Annotated in this window: 21 protein-coding genes; 19 read left to right on the forward strand and 2 right to left on the reverse strand. The window is 68.6% G+C overall.

Features of this window, described 5'->3' with window-relative positions:
* Positions 1–20 precede the first annotated feature (20 nt).
* From BJY20_RS10925 to BJY20_RS10985, 13 genes are all read left to right on the forward strand, one after another.
* Positions 21–992, forward strand: coding sequence for an AAA family ATPase (locus BJY20_RS10925; RefSeq protein ID WP_185991552.1), 972 nt, complete (start codon positions 21–23; stop codon positions 990–992).
* The gene (locus BJY20_RS10930; protein ID WP_185991553.1) at positions 989–2,281 is read left to right on the forward strand and encodes a DUF58 domain-containing protein; all 1,293 of its coding nucleotides are present in this window, start codon (positions 989–991) and stop codon (positions 2,279–2,281) included. The genes BJY20_RS10925 and BJY20_RS10930 overlap by 4 nt, the downstream gene beginning before the upstream one ends.
* Complete coding sequence (locus tag BJY20_RS10935) at positions 2,274–4,568, forward strand: transglutaminase TgpA family protein (RefSeq protein ID WP_185991554.1); 2,295 nt, start codon at positions 2,274–2,276, stop codon at positions 4,566–4,568. The genes BJY20_RS10930 and BJY20_RS10935 overlap by 8 nt, the downstream gene beginning before the upstream one ends.
* 28 nt (positions 4,569–4,596) lie before the next feature.
* Positions 4,597–5,697, forward strand: coding sequence for an RDD family protein (locus tag BJY20_RS10940; RefSeq protein WP_185991555.1), 1,101 nt, complete (start codon positions 4,597–4,599; stop codon positions 5,695–5,697).
* A complete protein-coding gene (locus BJY20_RS10945; RefSeq protein ID WP_185991556.1) occupies positions 5,694–7,034 on the forward strand; it encodes an RDD family protein in 1,341 nt (446 codons plus the stop codon). Before BJY20_RS10940 ends, BJY20_RS10945 begins: the two co-directional genes overlap by 4 nt.
* Before the next feature lie 31 nt (positions 7,035–7,065).
* Entirely contained in the window at positions 7,066–11,562 is a 4,497-nt protein-coding gene (locus BJY20_RS10950) for a type VII secretion EssC family protein (protein WP_185991557.1), read from the forward strand.
* A 101-nt stretch (positions 11,563–11,663) separates the two neighbouring features.
* A complete protein-coding gene (locus BJY20_RS10955) occupies positions 11,664–11,951 on the forward strand; it encodes a WXG100 family type VII secretion target (RefSeq protein ID WP_185991558.1) in 288 nt (95 codons plus the stop codon).
* Positions 11,952–12,066: 115 nt separating this feature from the next.
* On the forward strand, positions 12,067–12,414 hold the full coding sequence (locus BJY20_RS10960; protein WP_185991559.1) for a flagellar protein FlgN: 348 nt from the start codon (positions 12,067–12,069) through the stop codon (positions 12,412–12,414).
* 12 nt (positions 12,415–12,426) lie between these two features.
* Positions 12,427–13,797, forward strand: a complete 1,371-nt coding sequence (locus tag BJY20_RS10965; RefSeq protein ID WP_185991560.1) for a hypothetical protein — start codon at positions 12,427–12,429, stop codon at positions 13,795–13,797.
* A gap of 18 nt (positions 13,798–13,815) precedes the next feature.
* Positions 13,816–14,439: a hypothetical protein gene (locus tag BJY20_RS10970; protein WP_185991561.1), complete on the forward strand. Its 624-nt coding sequence runs from the start codon at positions 13,816–13,818 to the stop codon at positions 14,437–14,439.
* Positions 14,429–15,196: a hypothetical protein gene (locus BJY20_RS10975; protein ID WP_185991562.1), complete on the forward strand. Its 768-nt coding sequence runs from the start codon at positions 14,429–14,431 to the stop codon at positions 15,194–15,196. The genes BJY20_RS10970 and BJY20_RS10975 overlap by 11 nt, the downstream gene beginning before the upstream one ends.
* Positions 15,183–15,818, forward strand: coding sequence for a protein TPRXL (locus tag BJY20_RS10980; protein ID WP_185991563.1), 636 nt, complete (start codon positions 15,183–15,185; stop codon positions 15,816–15,818). The genes BJY20_RS10975 and BJY20_RS10980 overlap by 14 nt, the downstream gene beginning before the upstream one ends.
* Before the next feature lie 359 nt (positions 15,819–16,177).
* On the forward strand, positions 16,178–16,561 hold the full coding sequence (locus BJY20_RS10985) for a homing endonuclease associated repeat-containing protein (protein WP_185991564.1): 384 nt from the start codon (positions 16,178–16,180) through the stop codon (positions 16,559–16,561).
* Positions 16,562–16,600: 39 nt separating this feature from the next.
* On the opposite strand, the gene BJY20_RS10990 is transcribed toward BJY20_RS10985, so the two are convergent.
* On the reverse strand, positions 16,601–17,497 hold the full coding sequence (locus BJY20_RS10990) for an alpha/beta fold hydrolase (RefSeq protein WP_185991565.1): 897 nt from the start codon (positions 17,495–17,497) through the stop codon (positions 16,601–16,603).
* Positions 17,498–17,619: 122 nt separating this feature from the next.
* On the opposite strand from BJY20_RS10990, the gene BJY20_RS10995 reads away from it, so the two are divergent.
* On the forward strand, positions 17,620–18,063 hold the full coding sequence (locus tag BJY20_RS10995) for an SRPBCC family protein (protein ID WP_185991566.1): 444 nt from the start codon (positions 17,620–17,622) through the stop codon (positions 18,061–18,063).
* Here BJY20_RS10995 and BJY20_RS11000 read toward each other — a convergent pair.
* Positions 18,047–18,679, reverse strand: a complete 633-nt coding sequence (locus BJY20_RS11000; RefSeq protein WP_185991567.1) for an inorganic diphosphatase — start codon at positions 18,677–18,679, stop codon at positions 18,047–18,049. The genes BJY20_RS10995 and BJY20_RS11000 overlap by 17 nt on opposite strands.
* 120 nt (positions 18,680–18,799) lie before the next feature.
* On the opposite strand from BJY20_RS11000, the gene dacB reads away from it, so the two are divergent.
* The 5 genes from dacB to ftsH all read left to right on the forward strand — a co-directional run bounded on the left by dacB (position 18,800) and on the right by ftsH (position 25,122).
* On the forward strand, positions 18,800–20,179 hold the full coding sequence (gene dacB, locus BJY20_RS11005) for a D-alanyl-D-alanine carboxypeptidase/D-alanyl-D-alanine endopeptidase (protein ID WP_185991568.1): 1,380 nt from the start codon (positions 18,800–18,802) through the stop codon (positions 20,177–20,179).
* A 35-nt stretch (positions 20,180–20,214) separates the two neighbouring features.
* The gene (locus BJY20_RS11010) at positions 20,215–21,258 is read left to right on the forward strand and encodes a zinc-dependent metalloprotease (RefSeq protein WP_185991569.1); all 1,044 of its coding nucleotides are present in this window, start codon (positions 20,215–20,217) and stop codon (positions 21,256–21,258) included.
* Positions 21,258–22,262, forward strand: a complete 1,005-nt coding sequence (gene tilS / locus BJY20_RS11015) for a tRNA lysidine(34) synthetase TilS (RefSeq protein WP_185991570.1) — start codon at positions 21,258–21,260, stop codon at positions 22,260–22,262. Before BJY20_RS11010 ends, tilS begins: the two co-directional genes overlap by 1 nt.
* Positions 22,263–22,286: 24 nt before the next feature.
* Positions 22,287–22,838, forward strand: coding sequence for a hypoxanthine phosphoribosyltransferase (gene hpt, locus BJY20_RS11020; protein ID WP_185991571.1), 552 nt, complete (start codon positions 22,287–22,289; stop codon positions 22,836–22,838).
* Positions 22,839–22,998: 160 nt separating this feature from the next.
* A complete protein-coding gene (gene ftsH / locus BJY20_RS11025; protein ID WP_185991572.1) occupies positions 22,999–25,122 on the forward strand; it encodes an ATP-dependent zinc metalloprotease FtsH in 2,124 nt (707 codons plus the stop codon).
* Positions 25,123–25,124 lie beyond the last annotated feature (2 nt).

The raw sequence follows: 25,124 nt of genomic DNA on the forward strand, positions 1-25,124 counted from the left end.
GACGACCACGAGGAGTGGCCATGACCTTGTCGCCCGAACAGACCCAGTGGTTCTCGCAGACGTTCGCCCAGCTGGTGGCGAACGTCGAACGGGCGGTGGTGGGTAAGCACGAGGTGGTGCAGTTGGCTTTCACGTGCCTGGTCGCCGAGGGGCACCTGCTGCTGGAGGACTTCCCGGGCACGGGAAAGACCTCCCTGGCGCGCGCGATGGCCGACACCCTGCAGGGGGAGCAGCACCGGATCCAGTTCACACCGGACCTGCTGCCCAGCGACGTGACGGGTGTGACCATCTTCGACCAGGCCTCGCAGCGCTTCGAGTTCCGTCGCGGTCCGGTGTTCGCGAACGTGGTGCTGGCCGACGAGATCAACCGCGCCTCGCCCAAGACGCAGTCGGCGTTGCTGGAGGTGATGGAGGAGCACCAGGTGACCGTCGACGGTGTCACCCACAAGGTGGGTCAGCCCTTCATCGTGATCGCGACCCAGAACCCGATCGAGCAGGCCGGGACGTATCGGTTGCCGGAGGCGCAGCTGGACCGGTTCCTGATGAAGTCCTCGATCGGGTACCCGGACCACGCCAGCTCGGTCTCGATCCTGTCGAACCCCAAGGCGGGGCGGCACGGCCGCGGACTGGAGGGGATCATCAGCACCGAGCACGTGGTGAGCATGGTCGGTCTGGCCGAGGAGGTGCATGCCGACGAGTCGGTGCTGGAGTACGTCGCCACGATCTGTGCCGAGACCCGCGACGCCGGTGACGTGGTCCTGGGGTGCAGCATCCGCGCGGGGCTGGGACTGATGCGGGCGGCGAGGGTGTGGGCGGCCGCGTGCGGACGCAACTACGTGCTGCCTGATGACATCAAGCTGTTGGCCCAGCCGGTACTCGCCCACCGCATGGTCCTCGACCCCGAGGAGGAGTTCCGGGGACTGACCAACGAGAAGGTCATCCGGCGCATCCTCGACTCCGTCGCGGCTCCCCAGGAGCGAGTGTCGGCATGAAACTGGCCCTTCGCGTGCCCGGGGACTCGTGGCGCCGGCGTGCCACGAGTCTTCGACGGCGCGCGGGGGGACGGCTCCTCGAGGCCCGGGACCGGCTGGCGGAACGCACCGAGACGCAGCGTGCAGCCGTCCGCCCCGTCACCTCGGTCATCTCCCCGACCGCATGGGTGCTGGCGTGTCTCGTGGTGCTCTGCGTGTGGGCCGCGGTCCTGTGGCAGTGGGGCGAGGTGTGGTTCGCGGGAGGCTTCCTGGCGCTGGTGCTGCTCCTGGCCATTCCCTTCGTCCTCGGCGGCCACCATGTCGCAGCCGAGCTCCACCTGGGCCGCAACCGCGTCGTCGTGGGAGCACGGGCCCACGGCAGCCTGGTGGTGACCAACACCTCGAGCCAACGGATCCTCCCGCTGACGATCCAGCTGCCGGTCGGTCCCACGACGGCCGATTTCGATCTGCCGTCCCTGCACGGCAAGCAACGCCACGAGGAGCTCTTCGCGATCCCCACCAACAAGCGGGCGGTCCTGGACCTCGGCCCGGTACTGGCAGTGCGTGCCGACCCCCTGTGGCTGTTGCGCCGCGACCAGACACTCACCGAAGCGGACCTGCTGCACGTCCACCCGCGCACCGTCCCGATCGGCAGCTCGTCATCGGGGTTCATCCGGGACCTCGAAGGCAAGACGATCCGCAAGATCTCCGACCACGACGTCGCCTTCCACGCGCTGCGCGAGTATGTCCCCGGGGACGACCGCCGATTCATCCACTGGAAGACCAGCGCCCGCACCGGCACGCTCATGGTGCGCCAGTTCGAGGAGACCCGGCGCGCCCACCTGATGCTCGTCCTGAGCACACGCCTGGACGACTACGCCACCGATGACGAGTTCGAGCTGGCCGTCTCCATCGCCGGGTCACTGGGTACGCAGACGCTGCGGGACGACCACACGCTCTCGCAGATGACCTCCACCACGCACCTGCGTTCCGAGCACCCCGTGGTGCTGCTGGACCAGCTCGCTGGTATCGACTACGAGGGGATGGCGCCGCGACTGTCCGAGACGGTGCGCCGCCTCGGGTCGGAGATCTCCGGGGCCAGCATCGCCATGATCGTGGTCGGCTCCCTCGCGTCCGACGCAGACCTGCGCCGCGCCCGCCGGCACCTGTCACTGGATGTGCGCACCATCGTCGTGCGGGTCGATCCGGGAGCCGAGATCGAGCTGCGCAGCATGGCCGACGTGGACAGCGCGACCCTGGGTTCGCTCGACGAGTTGCCGATCCTGATGCGAGGGCTCGCCGATGGCTGAACCCGGCCTCCGCCTGCGCGTCGTCGACAGCGCATGCCTGGTACTCGCCATGGCCGTGGCGGTCACCCCCTTCGCCGACGTCTGGGTGGATCGCACCTGGATGCTCACCGTGGCGCTCGGACTTGCCCTCGCGATCGGTGTCACCCTGCTCGCGCAACGGCTGCGACTGGGCCCGCTGCTGAGCGTCCTGCTGCTCGCAGCCGGCTACCTCGTGGTGGGACCCGCCGCTGCCGCGCCGACGCAGACCCTGGCACGGGTCGTCCCGACGTTGGATGCCGAACGCACGCTCGTCGTCGGCCTGGTCGAGTCGTGGCGGTCGGTCATCACGCTGCCGGTCCCCCTGGGCGTGACGCGCGGGGAACTGGTGGTGCCGTTCGTCATCGCGCTCGTCGGTGGTGTGCTCGCGACGACCTTCCTGTGGCGCACCCGATTCGCCGGGATGGCCCCCGTGACGGTCGCCGGGTGCTTCCTCGCCGCCGCGGCCTTCGGTTCCCACGACGCGTCGTTGCCGCTGGTGCGGGGCATGGTGCTCGTGGTGGTGCTGGTGCTGTGGAACCGGTGGCGTTCCCTGCGACACCTGCGCACCTCGTGGACGCGACGAGTGGGCCTGGGTACCGCGGTCGTGCTGGTGGCCGGACTGGCCGGCTGGGGCCTGGCCGCCGCCGCGACCGGACCCGAGCGTCAGGTGCTGCGCGACCACGTCGAGCCGCCGCTCGCGCAGCTCGACCTGAAGAGCCCGCTGTCGCGCTACCGGTACTACTACAAGGCGCACGAGTCGGATGTGCTGTTCACCTTCGACAACGTGCCGAGCGGTCAACCCCTCGTCCGCCTGGCGACCATGGACACCTTCGACGGACTGGTCTGGAACGTCTCGACCACCGACGTGTCCTCGGGTAGCAGCGCCTACCGACCGGCACCCGACGCGCACAGCGGGGGGACCCTGCGCGTGACGTCGGAGAAGTACACCGGCACCTGGCTGCCGTCGGTGGGTACCGCGACCGCCGCCACCTTCGAGCACGACGCTGCCCCCGACGAGCCACGGGACCTGTTGATCAACACCGCCACCGGTGGGCTCGCCGTCGCCGGCCAGGTGCGTCCCGGCGACGAGTTCCTCATCGACTGGTCTCCACGACCCAAGCGCACCAACGCGCTCCTCTCCCGGGAGGTCGACACCAGTGTCACCGCCCCCGAGATGACCTCACCGCCGATCGAGCAGCTGGACCAGCTGGCCCAGAAGTGGGTCACCCAGACCGGGGCTTCCTCTGACTTCGAGCAGGCCGTGGCACTGGAGAAGGGCTTTCGCGACAAGGGCTACTTCAACGACGGACTGGAGCCCAAGCGTTTCGGGTTCTCCAGGTCCGGCCACGGGACCAAACGGCTCGCGGACCTGGTGCAGTCACCCGAGCGGATGGTCGGCAACGACGAGCAGTACGCAGCAGCCATGGCCTACGCCGCACAGCGGCAGGGGATGCCGGCACGGGTCGTCCTCGGGTTCGAGGACATCGGCGCCAACGGCACGGTGACCGGGGACGACATCGCCGCCTGGGTCGAGATCCCGTTCGAGGACTGGGGCTGGGTGCCGTTCGACCCCACGCCCCCGGAGGACCGGACGCCGCCACCGCTGGACGAGAGCAACAACCCCGTGCCGCAGCCCTACGTGGTGCAGCCACCGGTGCTGCCCGAGGAGCCCGAGGACGTCCAGGGCGTCCCACCCGAGGGTGCGGGCCAGGACCTCACCGACGGGCCGTGGGACCTGTTCTTCATGATCCTTGGCGTGCTGTGGATCGTGGTGCAGATCCTGCTGCTGCTCTCGCCGCTGTGGCTGATCCTGCTGGTCAAGCGCTTCCGCCGTCGACGGCGCCGTCGCGCCACGGATCCGCTGGACCGGGTCAGTGGCGGTTGGCGTGAAGTCACCGACCGAGCGCGTGACCTCGGCACGAGGCTTCCGGTCGGGCACACGCGCAGTGAGAACAGCGCGGTGCTGACCGGTCGCTTCGGCGAGAGCGCGCCGACAGCGCTTGCGGTGGCCGCGGACCGGCACATCTTCGGGCCGGGGGCCATCACGGACGAGGAGGTCGCGGCGTACTGGGAGGACGTGGACTCGGCACTGAAGCGCATGCGTGGGCAGGTGCCGTGGTGGCGGCGTTGGTGGGCCGCGCTCTCCCCGGTCTCGCTGCCGTGGCGGGCCACGGGGCGCCGCATCCGCTCTCGCGCCCGTATGCTCGGCTCCGCACTGGCGGGGACGGTCCGCAAGGTCCGCTTACCCCGCCGACGCAATTCGACGTGACCACCGCAGACCGATGGAAGGAGCACCCATGAACGCCGAGGCGACGACGGCTGGCCTGGGCCAGCGGTTGGTGGCCCGCGTCATCGACTGGCTCTGTGTGCTGGTGATCATCGCGGCCGCGCAGGCGGTCAGTGTCCTCGTCGACGGCGCCGTCGGGACCACCATCGGTCTGCTGCTCTACGCGTTCGCGGTCGGCTTCACCCTGTACAACCAGGTCGTCCGGGTCGGGAGGCAGGGCGGCAGCCTCGGCAAGATGGTGCTCTCGGTCCGAGTCGTGGACGAGCGGACCCGGGAGCCCATCGGGATCGGCCGAGCCCTGGCGCGCGAGCTCGTCCTCGGGCTGTTGGCGGGCATCTGCCTGGTCCCCGCGCTCGTCAACCTCGTCGTGGCGGCCAAGGACCCACGCCGGCAGGGCTGGCACGACAAGGCAGCCGCCTCACTGGTCGTTCGCGCGGGAGAGCAGCGGAGCGAAGGGGGTGAGTCCGGTCGGCAGGCCGCGTCACCCCCTTCGCCAGCCACCGGGGCGAGCCCATCGACGCCGTACGCCCCGACCATCCCGCCGCCGCCCGGCGTCTCGGCCCCGCCCGCGCCGGAGCCGAGTGTCGACGAGCCGTCGGCGGCGACGACTTCCGGCACCACGGCGCCTCCGCCGTCCGGCATGGTCGCACCCCCGCCGGGCGTGACGCCCCCGCCGGTGCAGCAGGCGTCGTCGACGCCGCAGCCGCAGACGGACACCGGCCCGGTCGAGGAGACCGTCATGCGACCCGTGGCGCAGAAGCGCGCCGCGGCCGAGTCCGCGGGCCGCGGTTGGACGGTCATCGCCCCCGACGGCGCGCGTCACGTGATCGACGGGCCGGTTCTCCTCGGCCGCGACCCCGATCCGACGCTGGTGCACGACGCACGCGTGTGGTCGATCGACGACCCGCAGCTGACGATGTCCAAGACCCACGCGCTCCTGGGGATCGAGGAGGGCGTGGCCTGGGTGGAGGACTGGGCATCCACCAACGGAGTCGCGTTGCACCGTGGCGAGGCGCAGCTGGTGCTCGAACCACACGCACGCACCCCGCTGCGCGATGGTGACGTCATCGAGCTCGGTGCCTGCTTGGTGAGCGTGGAGGCAGGAGAGTGACCGCACGGGACACACCGATCTGGGAGCTCCCCGACGAGGACGCCCCGATCGAGGGACTCGACGAGTACGGCGAACCCGACCCGGCCTACGCAGCGGCACTCGGCATCGTCCCCGCGCCGCTGGGTCGCCGTGCCTTGGCGGCCGTGATCGACATCGCGGTGTACTGCCTGCTGCAGGTTCCCTACTGGATCTTCGCGCTCCCCCTGCTGATCAGCTTCGCGACAGGACGCATCACCTCGTACGGCCTGATCAACCACCCCCACTTCATCCTGGCGATCGTGATCGTCGCGGTCACCGCCGTGCTGTCACTCGTGTACTGCATCGTCCAGCTGGTCATGCACGGCCGGTCCGGGCTCACGCTGGGCAAGGGCATCACCGGCCTCCGGTCGGTGAACGTCAAGACCCTGGAGAAACCCGGGTTCTGGCGCGTCACGACACGGGCGCTGCTGGTGTGGGGCTCCGCGGTGATCGCCATCGGTCCGCTCCTGTTCTTCCTCTCGCCGCTGTTCGATCCGCAGAAGCGCGGCCGGGGCTGGCACGACATGATGGCCCGGACGTGGATGATCGACGTCCGCCACGGTCTCCAGCCCTACGACAAGAAGCGGCTGCGCATCGCGCGCAAGACCGTGACCGCCGCCCCGGCACCCCAGGCGAAGGCGCTGCCGTCGCTGGCCACCAAGCCGGGCGAGGACCCGCGGGGAGAGTACCGACCGGCCGCCCGGACCAGTGCCGGCGTGCTCGGGGTCGCCCGACCCCACGGCGCCGGGCCGCGTCCCGTGATCGGCCTGAGCGGTCTCGAGCTGTCCGCGACCCCGGAGGCCGGCGAGGACGAGGCAGGGCCCGGGCGTCCGGTGATGGGCGGATACCTCGCCTCGCGTGACGAGCCGCAGCGAGCCGTCGCGGAGGGCCGACCGGAGTCGGGTGGGGCACGAGCGCCGCGCATGGATCAGGTCGCGCCGACCGGACAGAGCCCACGCAACTCCGCCGGGACCGGTGGTGGCGACGCTGTTGAGCGGCCCCCGGAGTTCATCGTGAAGCTGGACACCGGTGAGCGCGTGGAGGTCAGCGCCGCCGTCGTCATCGGCAGGATGCCGGGTTCGGTCGAGGGAGCACGCGCCGTGCAGATCACCGACCAGGCCTTCTCCGTGTCGAAGACCCATGCGGCCCTGCGGCCGGTCAGGGACGGCGTGGAGGTCACCGACCAGGGGTCGACGAACGGCACCACGATTGTCCACCGCGGTAGCGAACGAGAGCTGGACCCCGGCGAACCAGCCGTGGCGGCGCCCGGCGACACCATCCGCTTCGGGGACCGCAGCGCAGTAGTGGTCCCCGCATGATCCAGTTGACGACTCTCGCACGAGGTGAACGATGAAGGTCAAGTTGACGTTGCTCCGTGACGGCTTCGAGCCGGCCGATGTGATCGTGACGGCCGACTCCACCGCCACGGCCGCCGACGTCGCTCGGCACGTTGCCGATGCGGATCCGGCGCGCACGATCATCGCCGACACCGACGACGTGCTGACCCTGGCCGTCGCCCCGCCCACCGACGACCGCCTCGAGCCACTCGCGCCGGGTGTCCACATCGGTGAGGCGCCCATCGGATCGGGCTTCGCCGCGTCCGTGGTCAATCTGGGGCCACCCGGGCGGGACGCGGCCCCGGTGGGCAGTGCGCACGGCGACACCGTGGGCGTGCTGCGGGCCGCCGAAGGTCCCTTGCAGGGCCAAGAGTTCGCACTGACCACCGGCCACGCGACGGTCGGACGCCTCGACACCAACGACATCGTGCTCGACGACCCGATGGTCTCCAAGACGCACGCCCGGTTGGAGGTCAGCAACTACGTCGAGTTGGTGGACCTCAACTCCGCCAACGGTGTCTCCGTCGACGGTGCCCAGGTTCAGCGGGTCCGCCTCGTGCCGGGCAAGCCCTTCGTCATCGGTGGCACGACCCTGGTGCTCTACCTGGCCCGGGACTTCGACGGTGTCGAGGACCCCGTGCTCGAACGCGGCGGCGGCCTGCACTTCAACCGCAGCCCTCGGGTTGATGTGCGGTATCCCGGGATCGCCCATCCGGGGCCCCGCATGCCCAGCGAGATGATCGACAAGCTCTTCCCGTGGACCATGCTCGTGGCCCCCATCATCATGGCGGGCGCCATCTACGCCATCACCGGGCGTGAGCGTGCACTGCTGCTGATCTTCATGACGCCGCTGATGGCGATGGGCAACTTCATCAACCAGCGCAGCCAGACCACGAACAAGAAGAACCACGAGGTCGAGCTCTTCGAGCGGCAGTTCGAGCACCTCGAGGAGACCCTGTTCCGCTCCAAACCGGAGGAGGAGCAGGCACGCAACGACGAGGTCCCACCGGTGGCGGAGGTCTACGAGCACGCCATGCGACTTGGGCCGCTGCTGTGGACCCGGCGGCCGGAGCACTGGAACTACCTCGCCCTGCGACTGGGTACTACCCGGGCGGTGTCGCGCAACTCCATCCAGGAGCAGGACACCCAGGACAGTCTGCCGGAGTACATCGAGCGGCTGGACCGCCTTCGTCTGCGCTACCGGTACGTCGACGACGTCCCACTCCTGGAGTCGCTGCGGGCGGTCGGTTCGGTGGGAGTCGCCGGCCCCACGAGCTCGGCGTCCGATGCCATGCGGGGCCTGGGGGTGCAGCTGTTCGGCCTGCACGCGCCGAACGAGGTGGTCACCGTGGCCTTCGCCGACGACGACTGGGCCGGTGAGCTGGAGTGGATGAAGTGGCTCCCGCACACCACGAGTGAGACCAGCCCCTTCAAGGACCTGCCCTTGGCAGACTCTGCTCCAGCGGCGAATGCGCTGTTGAGCGCTCTGGAGGAGTACGTCCTGCGAGCCAGGTCGGCTCCAGAGCCCCGTGGCCCGTTCTCGGAGACGTGGAATCCGATGCGATACGGCACCGATGTGCACAAGGCAGGCGCGGAGATCTCCTCGCGCGAGCAGATCTCGGTCGTCGTGCTCATCAGCAACGATGCGCCGGTCGACCGAGCACGGTTGACCCAAGTGCTCGAACGAGGCGCAGACGTGGGGGTACACGCAGTCTTCCTGTCACCCACCGTCGAGTCGCTTCCCGCGGCGTGCCGCAGCTTCGTTGACGTCACCGCCGGCCTGGATGCGTCCACGGTGGGCATGGTGCGCAACGGCGACCTCTACGAGCAGGTCCGGGTCGAGGGGGTCTCCAACGCGTACATGCACACCTTCGCCAAGCGCATGGCCCCGGTGGTCGATGCGAGCATCGTGGTGCACGACGCCTCCGACATCCCGAACTCCGTGGGGTTCTTGTCCCTGGTCGGCAACGAGGTCGCCGAGGACCCAGACAGCGTGGTGGAACGGTGGCGGCAGAACAACACCATCATTGACCGAAGCAGCGCCGAGCGGCCGCAGCTGAAGAAGGCCGGCAACCTGCGGGCGATCATCGGCCAGGGCGCCAGTGACGCGATGACCCTGGACCTACGGACCCAAGGGCCGCACGCACTCGTGGGCGGGACGACGGGTGCGGGCAAGTCGGAGTTCCTCCAGGCCTGGGTGCTGGGGATGGCCTCGGCGCACAGCCCGGATCGTGTGACGTTCCTCTTCGTCGATTACAAGGGTGGGTCGGCCTTCGCAGACTGCGTCGAGCTTCCCCACTGCGTCGGGCTGGTCACCGACCTGAGCCAGCACCTGGTGCGGCGTGCGCTCACCAGCCTCCGCGCTGAGCTGCACCACCGCGAGCACCTGTTCAACCGGAAGAAGGCCAAGGACCTGCTCGAGTTGGAGAAGCGCCAGGACCCCGAGTGTCCGCCGGCGCTGGTTCTGGTGATCGACGAGTTCGCCGCTCTGGCCGGTGAGGTGCCGGAGTTCGTCGACGGTGTCGTGGACATCGCCCAACGTGGCCGTTCCCTGGGCATCCACCTCATCATGGCCACCCAACGTCCCGCCGGTGTCATCAAGGACAACCTGCGCGCCAACACCAACCTGCGGGTCGCCCTCCGGATGGCTGATGAGTCCGACTCCAAGGACGTCGTCGACGACCCGGTTGCCGCGACCTTCCCGGCCACGATCCCCGGGCGAGGGATCGCCAAGACCGGACCCGGCCGTCTGACGCCGTTCCAGTCGGCTTATGCCGGTGGCTGGACCCGCGACGACGAGGTCGTCACCGCCGAGGTGAAGGCCGCCGAGTTGCGCTTCGGCTCGACGGTTCAGTGGGAGCCGGAGCGTCCACCGGAGTCGGACTCCCACGAGGGAGATCTGGGGCCGAACGACCAGAAGCGCGTGGTCACCACCCTGATTCGAGCCTCCGACGCCGCCCAACTGCCACCGCCCCGGCGGCCTTGGCTCGATGACCTCTCGACCGTGGTGGACCTGCGGGACCTCCCGGGGGAAGGCGATGGCCAAATCCTGCTCGGCCTCGCTGACGTCCCGGAACGCCAGCAGCAGAACGCGACGTACTTCGTGCCCGACCGGGACGGCTCACTGCTCGTCTTCGGCACGTCGGGCTCGGGCAAGTCGACCCTGCTGAAGACCGTGGCGACCGCGGCCGGGATGCGCCCGGACCTTGGCACCACTCAGGTGTACGGCCTCGACTTCGCCTCGAGCGCGCTCGGCGCGATCGAGCGGCTGCCGCAGGTGGGTTCGATCATTGATGGCGATGACGCCGAGCGTGTGCAACGCCTGTTGCGCACCCTGGGCCGTGAGATGGACGAGCGGGCCGAGGCATTCGCAGGGGCGAGTGCGGCGAACCTGACCGAGTACCGGGAGCTGGTCGACGCCACGATGCCGCGCATCATCCTGCTGATCGACAACTACCCGGAGTTCAAGAAGGAGTGGGAGATCAGCTCCGCTCGCGCGCCGTTCTACCAGGTGTTCATGCGCATGCTGGGGGAGGGACGTCCGCTGGGCGTGCACGCAGTGATCACTGCCGATCGCAGCGGTGCAGTGCCGACGGCGGTAGCGGCAAACATCTCCCGCCGTGTCGTGCTGCGCTTGGCCGACGTCAACCAGTACACCCTGCTCGGCGCTCCCAAGGACGTGCTGGATGATCAGTCCGGGCCCGGCCGCGCTGTCGTGGACAAGCACGAGGTCCAAGTGGCGGTGCTGGGTGGCACGGCGAATGTTGCCGACCAGTCCAAGGCGCTCGACGACCTGACCAAGGATCTCCTGGAGCGCGGGGTGCCCGAGGTCCCGGAGGTCGGGTCCCTGCCCAGGCGCTTCGACTGTGCCGAGCTCCCCGACCAGGTCGGCGGGCTCCCCGTCTTCGGCATCGCCGAGGACACACTCGCCCCCCGAGGATTCGACCCGGCGGGTTCGTTCGTGGTCACCGGGCCGCCGCAGTCGGGCAAGACCAATGCGCTCCGCGCACTGGTCATGGCGGTGGAGCGCTACGACCCGGACGTCAAGCTCTTCCACTTCGGCAGCAGGCGGGCCCAGCTCGGCGACTTCCGTGACTGGGTGCGCAGCGCGACTCGTCCTGATGACGAGAAGGAGCTCGCGGCCGAGCTCGCGGAGATCGTGGCCGAGGAATCCACGTCGGACCGGCTCATGATCGTCGTCGAGGACGTGCCGCATCTGGCGGACGGTGCGGCAGACCGCGCGATGCGCGCTCTTCTCGGGGCCATTGCCGACAGCGAGCACATGCTGGTCGGTGAGGCGGATGTCAGCCGGGCGGGAAGTAGCTCGGGCGTACTGGGCGCGTGGAAATCCAGCCGGCAGGGGATAGCGCTCAAGCCCGATGCCCATGATGGTGACACGCTCTTCAAGGTGCCCTTCGGCCGGGTCAAGCGCACAGACTTCCCCGAGGGCCGGGGGATCTTCGTGCAGGCGGGCCGCGCAGTGACCATGCAGATGCCGATGGCGGACTGATGGGGAGTGGTCCCCATTGAGGCGTAGGGGCTGCTCATCTAACCTTCTGGTTGCTGGACTTCCAGGGACAAGTAGAAGCGAACAGGAAAGGGTTGGGATCGATGAGCGATTTCGGCGCAACTTATGACGAGATGGAAACCACCGCGACCAAGCTGGATGACGGCAAGGAGTCGATCACGGACGCCCTGGAGGAGTGCCAGGGGTACGTCGACGACCTGGTGCAGGACGGTTTCAAGACCGAGAAGGCATCGGGCAAGTACCAAGAAGGTTACGAAGACATGACCAAGGGTCTCAAGGACGCCGCGGAGGGTGTCTCGGAGATGGCGCAGGGGCTGCGCGACATGGCGCAGGCCATCCGCGACCTGGACGACCAGCTCGCAGGCGGCTGATTCAGGACGTTCGATGGTGGGGCCGGCTCTGACCGGCCCCATCAGGTCGTGAGGCGCCTTGTGGCGTCGCGACACCGCCAACACAACTTCCGCGCGAGAACCAGGAGTCTGAGCCATGCCTGACGTCTACATCGACATTGGGGAGCTCGAGAAGGTGCATTCCCAGTTGGGCGAGATCGTCACTGAGTTCGAGAACGCGACGTCGAACTCGGAGACACTTGAGGCCGACATCGGTGATCCCTTCGGGAGGGGCCGGCTGCGCGAGAAGGCTCAGGAATTCGAGGAGCGCTGGGACGACAAGCGCGACGAGCTCAAGGAGGGACTCGACAAGATCCGTACTCACGTCGGCGACGTGCTGGAGAACTTCAAGAGTCTCGACACGGAAATCGCAACCGATATCGAAGCGTCAAAGGCGCAGACCCCGGCTCAGCCGTCCAGCGGTCCGAGCCCGACGAGGGTGTAAGGAACGAACGCAATGGAGTCGTCCCCAAAGAACAACCAGGTCATCGAGTACGTCGAGGGATCGCCGTCGGACATCATCGATCGGGGCGATCGCATCAAGACCCTCGGTGAGCAGATGCTCAACAGTGCCAATGTGCTGGAGAGCATCAAGACGCAGGCGTTTGACATGGATGGCATGCAGGGAAAATCGATCGATGTGCTGCGGGAGTCCATCGGCGATTCCTACAGGGTGCTCGAGCAGGCGGGTGAGTTGTACAAGCCGGTCGGTCCCATCATCAAGACCTACGGTGAGGCACTCGAGGATCTTCAGCCGAAGATCAGGAGCGCTGTCGACGATTGTGAGGATCTGTGGTCCCACTACGACAGCCTGCCCGGCGACAAGGACGGGAGCACCATCCCCGTCGAAGACGGTGGCTTCCTCGGGTGGGGCGGTCATGACGCGGACAGCCCGGAGGCCCAGGCGGAGGCCGACGAAAACAAGGCCGCGAAGGATGCCTACGACGACTGGAAGGCCCGCGCCGAGGACTTCGACGACTACTGGGAATCGTGGGACGAGGCATTCACCACTGCCGCGGATGGTATCGGCGACGAGATGTCCGACTCGATCAAAGACGGCTTCTGGGAAGTGCTAGGCGACATCGGAGACATTCTCGGTAAGATCGGTTTGGTCGTCGGTATTGCGGCGCTGATCCTGGGTGGCCCGTTCACTGCAATTGCCCTCGCCTTGGCAGCTGCTGCCCTCGCGGTAGCGGTGGTGCAGACGTTTGAGGACGGCAAACTCGGGTGGAACGACCTCGGCAATGTCAGCCTTGCCGCCCTCGGCGTCGTCCCGTTCGGCAAGTTCGGCAAGTACTTGGCTATGGATGACGTTCTCGGGAAGGGCGGGAAGGCCATCAAGGGCTTCGTCGACGATAGTGGGAAGGCCATCAAGGGCTTCGCCGACGATAGTGGGAAGGCCATCAAGGGGTTCATCAACGATGGCGGGAAGGCCATCAAGGGCTTCGCCGATGACGGGGGGAAGGCCTTCAAGGGGTTCCTCGACGATGGGGGGAAGGCCTTCAAGGGGTTCCTCGACGATGGCGGAAAGTTCGTCAACAAGGGGATGGAGAAGTTCGGCAAAGTTGACTGGGGGGCTACGGCCGCGAAGGCTGGATCGACGCTCATCGAAGGGAGACCGAAGAGCGTGGCTGATGGCCTCTTGCGGGCCATGCATGGCCAGTCACTCGACGATTTCACCCAGGCCGCCAAGTACCTGGATGAGTTGAGCCCCGGGAAGGCCTTGCTGGCCTCGCAACTGGACATCGTCGGCGCCCAGGGGAAGCACGCCGTCGACGTCTGGCAGAGTTACACCACCGGACGTGACTGGGTCAACGAATACAGGTAGTGGGAGGCTCGAACACTCATGGACGATGAGTGGAGCGTGACGGTCATGCCCGGGCACCCCGGATGGATCGACGTGCCTGTTGGACTGACTGGCGGACACCTTGATGCGTGGGTTGATGACGCGATGGGCAGGCTGCGTCAGGAGTGGGCCTCGCAGTGGCACGATGAGTCCGCCGCTGAGGTCCGTCAGCTACTGGTGTCAGCGGCCGTGGCGCGTGCACCAGCCGCGGTACTGGACCTGTTGTACTGGCCCTTCCCACGACCGTTTGTGGTGCGGATGAGCGTGCTCCTGGGCCGGTCGACTCCACTGAGTGCGTGGCGCGACGCCGGCTTCGAGGTCGATGCCTTCGACAGCGCCAAGATCGGCCCCGGGGTTCGGTGCATCGCGATGGGTGAAACCCGGGACGAGGCGCGACACCCGTTGATCACTGTCCATTTCGTCTTCGACGACGGAGAGCGCACACTCCAATTGACCGTCGAACCCATGCTGCTGGAGTTGTATGCGCAGGTGTGGCCGGCGCTGTTGAGCGTGGTATGCAGCGTGGAGGTGGACCGGGAGGACGGTCGGCCATTCGTCCCGCGGCCGGTTTCGGGATACACATTGTCCGATGACGACAGGTTTGCGAGGACTAATGGAGCATGAGAAGGGCGACGTTCTCGGTTGGGCGGGGGAGGTCTCTCGGGAGGATCCGCACGGTCTGATCGAGCTGGAGGATGAGCTGCTGACCCCGGCAGCGGACGACAGGTACGAGTGGAGCGAGGCGACGCGGAGCAACTGGAGACGCAACGCGGGGCCGCTGCCGTGGGCTTTGGTCAAGCTGGTGTTCATGCTTCTGGTGCCCCTGTTGTGGTTGGCTGCCATCGCGCCGATCTACGGTCCGGTCGGGTTCACCAATGGGTCGTATCGGGGGATGGAGCGCGAGTTCAGTGCCAGTGGGGCCTATCCGGTGTCGGCTTTGTGCTTCACCTATGGCTTGGTCGTGCTCGGGTACTGCTACTGGGTGTGGCGCAAGGATCACGTCCGCTATCCGGTCGCGACGACGTTTGCTTGGATCTATCTGGTGTGCGCGGGGCTGACCCTGCCACTGGCCTATGGTAATGCTGAGTCGTTCGCTGGGAGCATCGGGCTGTACGTGGCGCCGATGTGGGCGCTGTTGGTCGCGTCGGTCGCGACGCTGGTGTATCAGTACAGGAGCCCCGGAGGGGTGAGGGTGGGTTCCCGGGTCAAGGTTGCACTCCTGGCGGAGGAGGACCGAGCGATGCTGGTGGGCGTGCGCCGTGAAGCGTTGCAGGTGCTGGCCGACCGGGGCCTGCTGGAAGGCGGCTCGGTGGAAGAGTTGTCCGACCGACCGCTCGGCGAGCTGCACGTTGCGCCGGAGGATGCTCATGCACAGCGGTGAGGGGTCGACGTTACGTGAGCAGCTCGGTGGGACTCCGGATCCTGACTTCGAGATCAAGTTGCCGACTGGCTGGGAGCGGCGGTCCCCGGACGATGCGGACCGTGAGCGCTTCGAGGCGGGGCTGAAGCAGCGCTTCATGAGGATGCAGCGTCCGGACCTGTTTGCCCAGGTGCGGGAGATGTTGCGGGAGTCGTATGACGGGATGCGGCGTGAGGGGGCGATCGCGTTCTACACCGCGACGGGGGAGTCGCAGGACACGGCGTGGGTTCCGGGTTCGTTGGTGGTGTCGTTGCGGCGTCCACCGACCGGGGAGACCCTTGATGGTCTGGTCAAGCACGCGATCCGTGAGTACGGCGCGGCGCCATTGTTCGGGGACACGCGTTTCGTGCGATTCGAGCAGCAGAAAAAGGTCACGGTCGAGGGCGGCACGATCGCCCAGACCACGATCGTCTACCTGACGCCGATCCCGGGTTCGAAACGTCGGCGGGCGCTGCAGTTCACTGCATCGTTCGGTCGCCCGGTCGAGGCTCCGACCGATGATGAGCGGGGTAGGGCGTACACGTCCTTGTTCGACCTCATGGTCTCAACGTTGCGTTGGCACCCACCCACCAGTGACGCGTGACTGTGCCGCTCCACCGTCGGTAGGCGTGGTGAGTGAAAGGGCGGCGTCATCGATTGGGTGCGGGGCGTCTCCCTGCACGACTGGGTCGATCTGGTGAGCCTGGTGGCATGAGTGGAGCGAGACTGCCCAGCGGAACTTCCAGCGCAACCCTTGGACGTGTGCTCGTGGCGAGTAGTGGTGAAGCACCGAGGGTGCATTGCCGGGCGACGTAGGGAAGGGCAGGTATGCAGTCAGATCAGTCGGTGGAGGAGTGGGCCAGGCCGGCTCAGTTCTCCACGCCCCTGCGGTGGGGTGAGATCGAAGCTGGCATGCTCGGCCGTGGCTCCGGCCACTACCTGACGTGCCGATAGGAGGGTGACGTGGACGAGGCGATGGTGGCGGCTGAGATGTATCGGGTGGCGGCGATGCCCGGAGGGTCGCCGCTGTCGGTGGCCTTCTACGACAGGCACCGACGCGCCGACGCGCTGACGTCTGCCCGGATCATCCAACGTCTCGGTTCCTGGCGTGGAGCCTGTGCGGCGGCGGGTGTCGAGTCCAACAAGCCCTCCCGTGCCTCCTATCGCCACAGGTGGAGCGAGCAGGACCTCCTCGACTGGGTCAGGCGCTACCTCGTGGAGGCAGAGAAGCCCTCCTACGCGGACTTCAGCCGGTGGCTGCGAGGCCAGGAGGACGCACCGTCGGCCAACACCGTGCGCAACACCTTCGGTGGGTGGTCGGCTGTCCGCGAGGCGGCGGGCAGTTGACGATGCGAAGGGGAGACGGGGACACCCCCTTCGCCCTGCTCAGCCGGCGCGCTGCTCGCCGGGAGCCCCCCGACCGGCTCGCTCGATGATGACGTCGGCGATCGTCTCGGGGTGGGTCTCCATCAGCCAGTGGCCGGTGTCCAGCTCGAGGGTGTGGACGAGGTCGACCTGCTCGCCGGCGCGCTCGCGCAGCCGGTTGACCGTGTGCCGGGTCGACGCGTCCGCGAAGGCCGGGTCCTTCGCTCCCCAGACGAAGGCCGTCGGGAGCATCTCCCGGTGCTTGCTGCGTCGGGGCCGTCCCGGGCGGGATCGCTTGCGCCACAACAGGGTTGGCGACAGTGCCGCGCGGTACCAGTTGAGCGAACCCTGGGCGGAGCTCTTCTCCTTCAGCCGCTTCGCATCGTACGCGGCGCGCTCCGTCGGCATCCCGACCTTCGCCAGGACCTGCAGTGCGAAGAGGCGGAAGAACAGCACCGGCAGGACCGGCAGCGCGAAGAAGGCCATGTACCAGCTGGCCTTGAGCTGGCCGCCCTGACGGAAGCCGTGCGCCATCCCGGACGGGCTCGGGGTCGACAGGACGGTCAGGGTCTGCACGCGGCCGGGGTGGCGGGCGGCCACGGCCCAGGCGAGGGCGCCGCCCCAGTCGTGCCCGACGATGTGGGCCTGCGCGGCGTCGGCCTCGTCGAGCAGGGCGACGACGTCGCCGACGAGCTCGGAGATCTCGTAGTCGAGGTGGTGCGGCGGGCGGGCGCCGGGTGAGTAGCCCCGCAGGTCCGGGGCGAGCACGCGCAGCCCGGCGGCCTCGAGCCGCGGGGACACCTTGTCCCACGCAGTCCGGTCCTGGGGCCAGCCGTGGAGCAGGACGACGACCTCCCCGTCCCGGGGTCCGCTGTCGTCGACGTCGAAGGTCAGCCCGTCACGGGAGTAGTAGCGCACGGTGTCACGGTATCCGTCGTGGGTCGCGGGTGGTTTCGAGGCTCGCCCGCAGAGCGGACTCACACCTCAACCAGCGGTGGTGCCGAGGCCTCAACCAGCGGCGTGTGGGGTTGGATGGGGGAGTGCCCCGCGTCTTCGTCTTCCATCACCGCTGGATGCTCGCGCAGTCACCGCAGGAGGTGATCCGCGTGCTCGCCGACGTCGAGGGCTACCCGCGGTGGTGGCCCCAGGTGCGGTCGGTGGAGCGGCTCGACGCCACGAGCGGCCGGGCGAGGATCCGCAGCCTGATCCCACTCACCCTGCACGTCGTCCTCGCGCCGGAGGTCGAGGATCGCGAAGGGGGCGTGCTGCAGGTCGGCCTGTCCGGCGACCTCGTCGGGTGGGCACGGTGGACGGTGCGGCCGCACGAGGGCGGTGCCGTGGCCGTCTTCGAACAACAAGCGAGGGTCGCGCCACGTCTGGAACGTGCCGCGACCCTCGCCTCGGTGGTGCTGCGGGCCAACCATGCGTGGATGATGCGGCAGGGCTGCCGCGGGTTGGCCCGCGAACTCACTCGTCGTCGCTGAGGGGGCTCTCCTCGGTGGCCAGCAGCTCACGGGCACGGGAGGCCGCCGCCTTGATGTCCTCCTCGGAGTGCGTCACGTCCTCGGGCTCGGGGATGTGGCCGGAGGAGGGCATCGTCCAACGAGCGGTGCTCATGCCGTTGGCCTTCGCGCGCTCGAGAGCCTCGAGCACGGTCTGCTCGGCCTCCTCACGGTCGACCCAGTGGGCTCCCTCGACGGACTTACCAGGCTCGAGGTCCTTGTAGGTCTCGAAGAAGTGCTGGATCTCCAGGCGCCAGAACTCGCTGATGTCCTCCAGCTCCTTGATGCCCTCCTTGCGGGGGTCGCCGGCCGGCACGCACAGGATCTTGTCGTCCCCGCCGGCCTCGTCGCGCATCCGGAACATGCCGATCGGCCGGGCGCGCACGAGGCAGCCGGGCCAGGTCGGCTCGTCGAGCAGGACGAGCGCGTCCAGCGGGTCCCCGTCCTCGCCGAGGCTGTCCTCGACGTACCCGTAGTCGCTCGGGTAGGCCATGGACGTGAAGAGCATCCGGTCCAGGCGGATCCGGCCGGTCTCGTGGTCGACCTCGTACTTGTTCTTCTGACCCTTCGGGATCTCGATGGTGACGTCGAACTCCACTAGGTGCCCCTTTGTTCGGTGACGGTGATGTGATGACCGTGATCTAGTCTCGGCCACAGTGTTCCACCACCGTCGACCATTTCACGCAGGGGGCAGCGCGTGCGCCGCACACTCATCGCCGTGACATCCGTCGCAGCACTGCTCATCGGGTACGGCACCGCGGACGCCTACGACCGTGTCCCGGGCGTGCTGACGATCGACGAGGAGACCACCCAGCAGGTCCCGGATGCCCCTGCGACGCACCCCGTCCTGCCCGCAGCGTCGACACAGGCGCCCCTACCGACGACGACCGGTCTGACTGCTGCCCTCGAGGAGGACGCGGAGGCCAAGGCCCTCGGCAAGCGTGTCGGCGTCGTCGTCCGCGACGCCCTCACCGGTGAGACCCTCTACGCCCACGACAGCGACACACCGATCACCCCGGCTTCGAACGCGAAGCTGCTCACCGCCGCTGCGGTGGCCGAGACCGCCGACCTCAGCCGCGTGATGACGACGAAGGTCGTGGCCGCCGGCGACCACCCCGACGAGCTGGTCCTCGTCGCGGCCGGCGACACGATGCTCGCCCGCGGCGACGGCGACCCGCAGGCCGTCGAGGGCCGTGCCGGGCTCGCGGACCTCGCCCGCCAGGTGGCCACCTCCCTTGAGGCGAAGGGGGAGGGGGACTACTCCCTTCGCCTCGACATGACCTATGCCCATGGTGAGCGGTACCCGCCGACGTGGGACATGGCGGACGTCGCGGCCGGCTACACCCAGGGCGTGACGATGATCGGCCTGGCGGGGCAGCGCCCCAAGCCCTTCGACGCCTCGCCGAAGTTCCCCGAGCGGCAGGTGCTCAAGGCACTCGACAAGGAGCTGAAGACAGTCGGGGTGGAGGCCGAGGTCGACACCTCCAGGAAGCAGTGGCTCACGCCCGCGCCCGAGGACGCCGAGGTGCTCGGGGCCGTCGACTCCGCACCGCTCGGGGACGTGCTCGCCCTGGCCCTCGACGACAGCGACAACGCCCTGACCGAGAACGTCGCCCGTCAGGTCGCCGCCACCCACGGTGCCGGGACCTCCACCGCTCAGGTCGCGGACTGGGTCCACCAGACGCTTGAAGAAGCCGGCATCGATCTCACCGGCGTGAAGCTCAAGGACAACAGCGGGCTCAGCAGCGGGCAGAAGGTACCGGCGCGGGTGATCTCGGACGTCATGCAGCTGGGCATCACCGGCTCGGCGAAGGAGATGACCTCGATCCTGGCCGAGCTTCCCGTCGCGGGACTGACCGGCACGCTGCACGACCGCTTCGACACCGACGACAGCCGCAGCGCTGCCGGGCTCGCCCGCGCCAAGACGGGCACCCTGACGGGCACCTCCGCGCTCGCCGGCACGACGACGACCGCCGACGGGAGGCTGCTCACCTTCGTGCTCCTCGCCGACCGGGTGCCCTCGACCACCGGCACGCTCGGCGCCCGCGCGGTGCTCGACCGCATGGTCGCCGACCTCACCGACTGCGGCTGCCGCTGACACGAGCCAGGGCCAGCAGTTCGTATGGTGGGGGCGTGCCGAACTACGTCGACTGGACATTCGCCAAGAGCGCCGGGACCCGCCTCGTGCCCCCCGGACCCGATGTGTCGCCGGAGGAGGCCACCCAGATCGTCGAGGAGATCCGCGAGCTGGCGGCCATGGCCGTCGAGCCCGTCGCGGCCACCTCCCGTCTGACCGCCCCCGGTGACGCGCCACCCCCACTCGTCGTCGACCGCCCCACCTGGATCGACGTCAACGCCGACTCGATGTCCGCGATGCTCGACCCGGCGCTCGAGGCCGTCGCCAAGCGACGCGAGAAGGAGCCGTCGGGTCTGGCCCAGGCGGTCGGCAGCAAGATCACCGGCACCGAGGCCGGCGGGATGCTCGCCTTCCTGTCCACCAAGGTCCTCGGCCAGTACGACATCGCCCCCGGTGGTACCCCGGCGTTGCTGCTCGTCGCGCCCAACATCGTGCACACCGAGCGCCAGATCACGGCCGTCCCACGCGACTTCCGCCTGTGGGTGTGCCTGCACGAGGAGACCCATCGCGTGCAGTTCACCGCCGTGCCGTGGCTGCGTGAGCACATCATCGACTCCGCCCGCACCCTCGCCGTCGACCTCGTGCCCGACACGACCGACCTGCGCGAGCGCGTCGAGCAGGTCGCTGCGCAGCTGCCGAAGGTCTTCAGCGGTGACAGCCAGGGCCTGGCCGAGCTCGTCATCACGCCGGAGCAGCGCGAGCAGATGGCCAAGGTCACCGCGGTGATGTCCCTGCTGGAGGGGCACGCGGACGTCGTCATGGACGACGTGGGCCCCGCGCACGTCCCGACCGTCCGCTCGATCCGGCGTCGCTTCACCCAGCGGCGGAAGGGCGCCGGTGCCGTCGACCGTCTCCTGCGCCGTCTGCTCGGCCTCGAGGCGAAGATGCGCCAGTACCGCGACGGCGCGGTCTTCGTCCGCGCCGTCCAGGAGAGCGTCGGCGTCGAGGGGTTCAACGCGGTGTGGACCTCCCCGGACACGCTGCCCACGCCGCTGGAGATCACCGACCCGGCTGCGTGGGTGCGCCGGGTGCACGGCTGATGGGAGCAGGTCACCCAGCACAGGCGGACTGCCGAAGGGGGGTCCGCGCAGCCCTGGCGGGATTGCCGGCCGGCTCGCTGGCGCTCGCCGCGGTGAGCGGTGGCGGGGACTCCCTCGCGCTCGCGGCCGCCCTGGCCGCCGAGGCAGCGACCCACGACGTCACGGCCGGCGCGATCATCGTCGACCACGGCCTGCAGGAGGAGTCCACGGACGTCGCACTGCTGGCCGCCCAGCAGTGCGCCGACGTCGGCCTCGCCCCGGTGGCGGTCGTCCCCGCCGAGGTCGTCGCGACGGGGGAGGGACTCGAGGCAGCAGCCCGCGAGGCCCGCTACACCGCCCTGGCGAACACCGCCGGCGCGATGGCGGAAGAGCACCCGATGCACCTGGTCCTGCTGGGTCACACCCGCAACGACCAGGCCGAGCAGGTCCTCCTCGGGCTCGCCCGCGGCTCCGGCGCCCGATCCCTCGCCGGGATGCCGGTGCTCACCGTCCGGGAGGGGACCCCCTTCGCCCGGCCGCTGCTCCACCTGCCGCGGCAGACCACCCATGACGCCTGCGTCGCCTGGGGCCTGACACCGTGGGCCGACCCGATGAACGATGACGCGGCCTTCGCCCGGGTGCGGGCCCGCACCGCGCTGGCCGAGCTGGAGAGCGCCCTCGGGCCCGGGATCGATGAGGCGCTCACCCGCACCGCGGACCTGCTGCGCGACGACGCCGACCTCCTCGACGCACTCGCCGACGACGCGGTACCCGACCACGGCCCCGACGGCGTCCTGGTGGCGGACCTGGTGGATCTGGCACCCGCCCTTCGCTCCCGGGTCTGGCGCCGACTGCTCCTGGCCGCCGGCGCGCCGGCCGGGGCCCTGACCGCCGGCCACGTCGCCGCCTGCGACGCCCTCGTCACCGACTGGCACGGGCAGGGACCGCTGCATCTGCCGGGCGACCTGCGCGTGAGCCGGGCCGACGCTCGTGTGCACCTGATCCCCGCAGTTCGTGGACAATGATTGACGCCGACCCCAAGGAGAGCCGTGGACACCACCCACATCCAGGATGACCTCGTCGAGGTGCTCATCACCGAGGAGCAGATCCAGACTCGGCTGGCCGAGCTGGCCGCCGAGGTCTGGGAGCACTACGAGGGCAAGGACGTGCTGCTCGTCGGCGTCCTGAAGGGAGCGGTCATGGTCATGGCCGACTTCATGCGCCACCTGCCCGGCTCCGCCCCGATGGACTGGATGGCGGTCAGCTCCTACGGCTCCGGCACCAAGTCCTCCGGTGTCGTACGCATCCTCAAGGACCTCGACACCGACATCACCGACAAGCACGTGCTGATCGTCGAGGACATCATCGACTCCGGCCTGACGCTGTCGTGGATCCGCGCCAACCTCGACTCCCGCTCGCCCGCGTCCGTCGAGATCCTCACCCTGCTGCGCAAGCCCGAGGCTGCCAAGGTCGAGATCGACACCCGCTGGGTCGGCTTCGACATCGCCAACGAGTTCGTCGTCGGCTACGGCCTCGACTACGACGAGGGCTACCGCAACCTGCGTGACGTCGCCACGCTCGCGCCGCACGTGTACTCCTGACTGCCACGATTGCCGGGCGCGGGAACACCCGTGACAGGATGCTCGTTGGCCTCATAGCCGTGGTCGACCCGTGTTCAGGTAGTTTCGTCCTGTTCGCCCCGGGTTGCCCCGGAGGCCGTCACGTCGTCGAGTCAGGAAGCGCGGGAAGCCCCGTACCCGTATGAACGCCACGAAGTTTTTCCGTTCCCCAGCCTTCTGGGCGCTGCTGCTGATCACGGTCTTCGGGCTGATGTTCCTCACGCAGGGCGACGAGGAGTACGCCCGGGTCGACACATCGGCAGCCGAGAAGCTGATCACGGACAAGAAGGTCGACAGCGCCCACTTCACGACCGACAACGTCCTGCAGCTGGAGCTGAATAAGGGCGAGACCTACTCCGACGGTGAGGACGTCAAGGACGCGGACAAGGTCGAGACCGAGTTCATCGACGCCCGCGCCGACCACATGGTCACGATCGTCGACAAGAACGTGGGCGGCGTGCAGAACGACACGGTCGAGCGGCCCAGCGTGTGGAGCAACATCCTCCTGTCGATCCTGCCGCTGATCCTGCTCGTTGCCCTCTTCTGGTTCATCCTCTCTCGCGCCCAGGGTGGCGGCTCCCAGGTGATGAAGTTCGGCAAGTCCAAGGCGAAGCTCGCGACGAAGGACACCCCGACGGTGACCTTCACCGACGTGGCCGGGGCCGACGAGGCCGTCGACGAGCTCCACGAGATCGTCGACTTCCTCCGCGAGCCGAGCAAGTTCCTCGCGGTTGGCGCCAAGATCCCCAAGGGTGTGCTGCTGTACGGCCAACCCGGTACCGGTAAGACCCTGCTTGCCCGCGCCGTCGCCGGCGAGGCCGGAGTGCCCTTCTTCTCGATCTCGGGTTCGGACTTCGTCGAGATGTTCGTCGGTGTCGGCGCCTCCCGGGTCCGGGATCTCTTCGAGCAGGCCAAGACCAACGCGCCGGCCATCATCTTCGTCGACGAGATCGACGCCGTCGGTCGCCACCGCGGCGCCGGCATGGGCGGCGGCCACGACGAGCGCGAGCAGACGCTCAACCAGCTGCTCGTCGAGATGGACGGCTTCGACGTCAAGACCAACGTCATCCTCATCGCCGCGACCAACCGCCCCGACATCCTCGACCCGGCGCTGCTGCGCCCCGGCCGCTTCGACCGGCAGATCTCAGTCGAGAACCCCGACATGATCGGCCGCCACCGCATCCTCGAGGTGCACGCCACCGGCAAGCCGATGGCCCCCGGCGTCGACCTGCTCGCGGTCGCCCGTCGCACCCCCGGCATGACGGGTGCCGACCTGGCCAATGTGCTCAACGAGGCGGCGCTGCTCACCGCGCGTCTGGACAAGCAGTTCATCGACGACTCGATCCTCGACGAGGCCATCGACCGGGTGATCGCCGGACCGCAGAAGCGCACCCGGATCATGAGCGCCCAGGAGCGCAAGATCACCGCGTACCACGAGGGTGGGCACGCACTGGTCGCTGCGGCGATGAACCACACCGACCCGGTCACCAAGATCACGATCCTGCCGCGCGGTCGCGCCCTGGGCTACACGATGGTCATGCCGACCGACGACAAGTACTCGACCACGCGCAACGAGATCCTCGACCAGCTCGCCTACGCCCTCGGTGGTCGTGTCGCGGAGGAGATCATCTTCCACGACCCCTCCACCGGCGCCGCCAACGACATCGAGAAGGCCACGTCGATGGCCCGCAAGATGGTCACCGAGTACGGCATGAGCGAGAAGATCGGTGCAGTCAAGCTCGGCCAGTCGCAGGGCGAGCCCTTCCTCGGTCGGGACATGGGTCACCAGCGGGACTACTCCGAGGACCTCGCGGGCGTGGTCGACCGGGAGGTGCGCCGCTTCATCGAGGAGGCCCACGACGAGGCCTGGTACGCCCTCAACGACAACCGGGACGTCCTGGACCGCCTGGTCCTCGAGCTGCTCGAGCACGAGACGCTCAACACCAAGGAGCTCGCGGTGGTCTTCGCCGACGTGCAGCGCCGTCCGGTCCGACCGACGTGGCTGAGTAGCGAGGACCGCCCGATCTCCCACATCCCGCCCGTGCTCACCCCGGCCGAGGAGACCGCGAGGCAGCAGCGCGAGCAGACGGCCCAGCAGCAGCCGCACACCCCACCGGCTGCCCCCGAGGGGCAGCACGAGCCCACGGTCACCGAGCAGATCGACCGGGCCGCCGAGGAGGGTGCGAGCTACCCGCAGGAGAACCCGCCCAGTGAGGTCCGTGAGGTCTCGCCGGACGAGCCCGTCGACGGCGACGGACACGCCTGATC

The organism is Janibacter cremeus (genome assembly GCF_013409205.1).
Taxonomy (GTDB): domain Bacteria; phylum Actinomycetota; class Actinomycetes; order Actinomycetales; family Dermatophilaceae; genus Janibacter; species Janibacter cremeus.

Coding starts and splice junctions, on each gene's coding strand:
- BJY20_RS10965 (WP_185991560.1), top strand. CDS start 12,427: ATGGAGTCGTCCCCAAAGAACAACCAGGTCATCGAGTACGTCGAGGGA.
- BJY20_RS10935 (WP_185991554.1), top strand. CDS start 2,274: ATGGCTGAACCCGGCCTCCGCCTGCGCGTCGTCGACAGCGCATGCCTG.
- BJY20_RS10975 (WP_185991562.1), top strand. CDS start 14,429: ATGGAGCATGAGAAGGGCGACGTTCTCGGTTGGGCGGGGGAGGTCTCT.
- ftsH (WP_185991572.1), top strand. CDS start 22,999: ATGAACGCCACGAAGTTTTTCCGTTCCCCAGCCTTCTGGGCGCTGCTG.
- BJY20_RS10930 (WP_185991553.1), top strand. CDS start 989: ATGAAACTGGCCCTTCGCGTGCCCGGGGACTCGTGGCGCCGGCGTGCC.
- BJY20_RS10950 (WP_185991557.1), top strand. CDS start 7,066: ATGAAGGTCAAGTTGACGTTGCTCCGTGACGGCTTCGAGCCGGCCGAT.
- tilS (WP_185991570.1), top strand. CDS start 21,258: ATGGGAGCAGGTCACCCAGCACAGGCGGACTGCCGAAGGGGGGTCCGC.
- BJY20_RS10980 (WP_185991563.1), top strand. CDS start 15,183: ATGCACAGCGGTGAGGGGTCGACGTTACGTGAGCAGCTCGGTGGGACT.
- BJY20_RS10955 (WP_185991558.1), top strand. CDS start 11,664: ATGAGCGATTTCGGCGCAACTTATGACGAGATGGAAACCACCGCGACC.
- BJY20_RS10925 (WP_185991552.1), top strand. CDS start 21: ATGACCTTGTCGCCCGAACAGACCCAGTGGTTCTCGCAGACGTTCGCC.
- BJY20_RS10960 (WP_185991559.1), top strand. CDS start 12,067: ATGCCTGACGTCTACATCGACATTGGGGAGCTCGAGAAGGTGCATTCC.
- BJY20_RS10940 (WP_185991555.1), top strand. CDS start 4,597: ATGAACGCCGAGGCGACGACGGCTGGCCTGGGCCAGCGGTTGGTGGCC.
- BJY20_RS10970 (WP_185991561.1), top strand. CDS start 13,816: ATGGACGATGAGTGGAGCGTGACGGTCATGCCCGGGCACCCCGGATGG.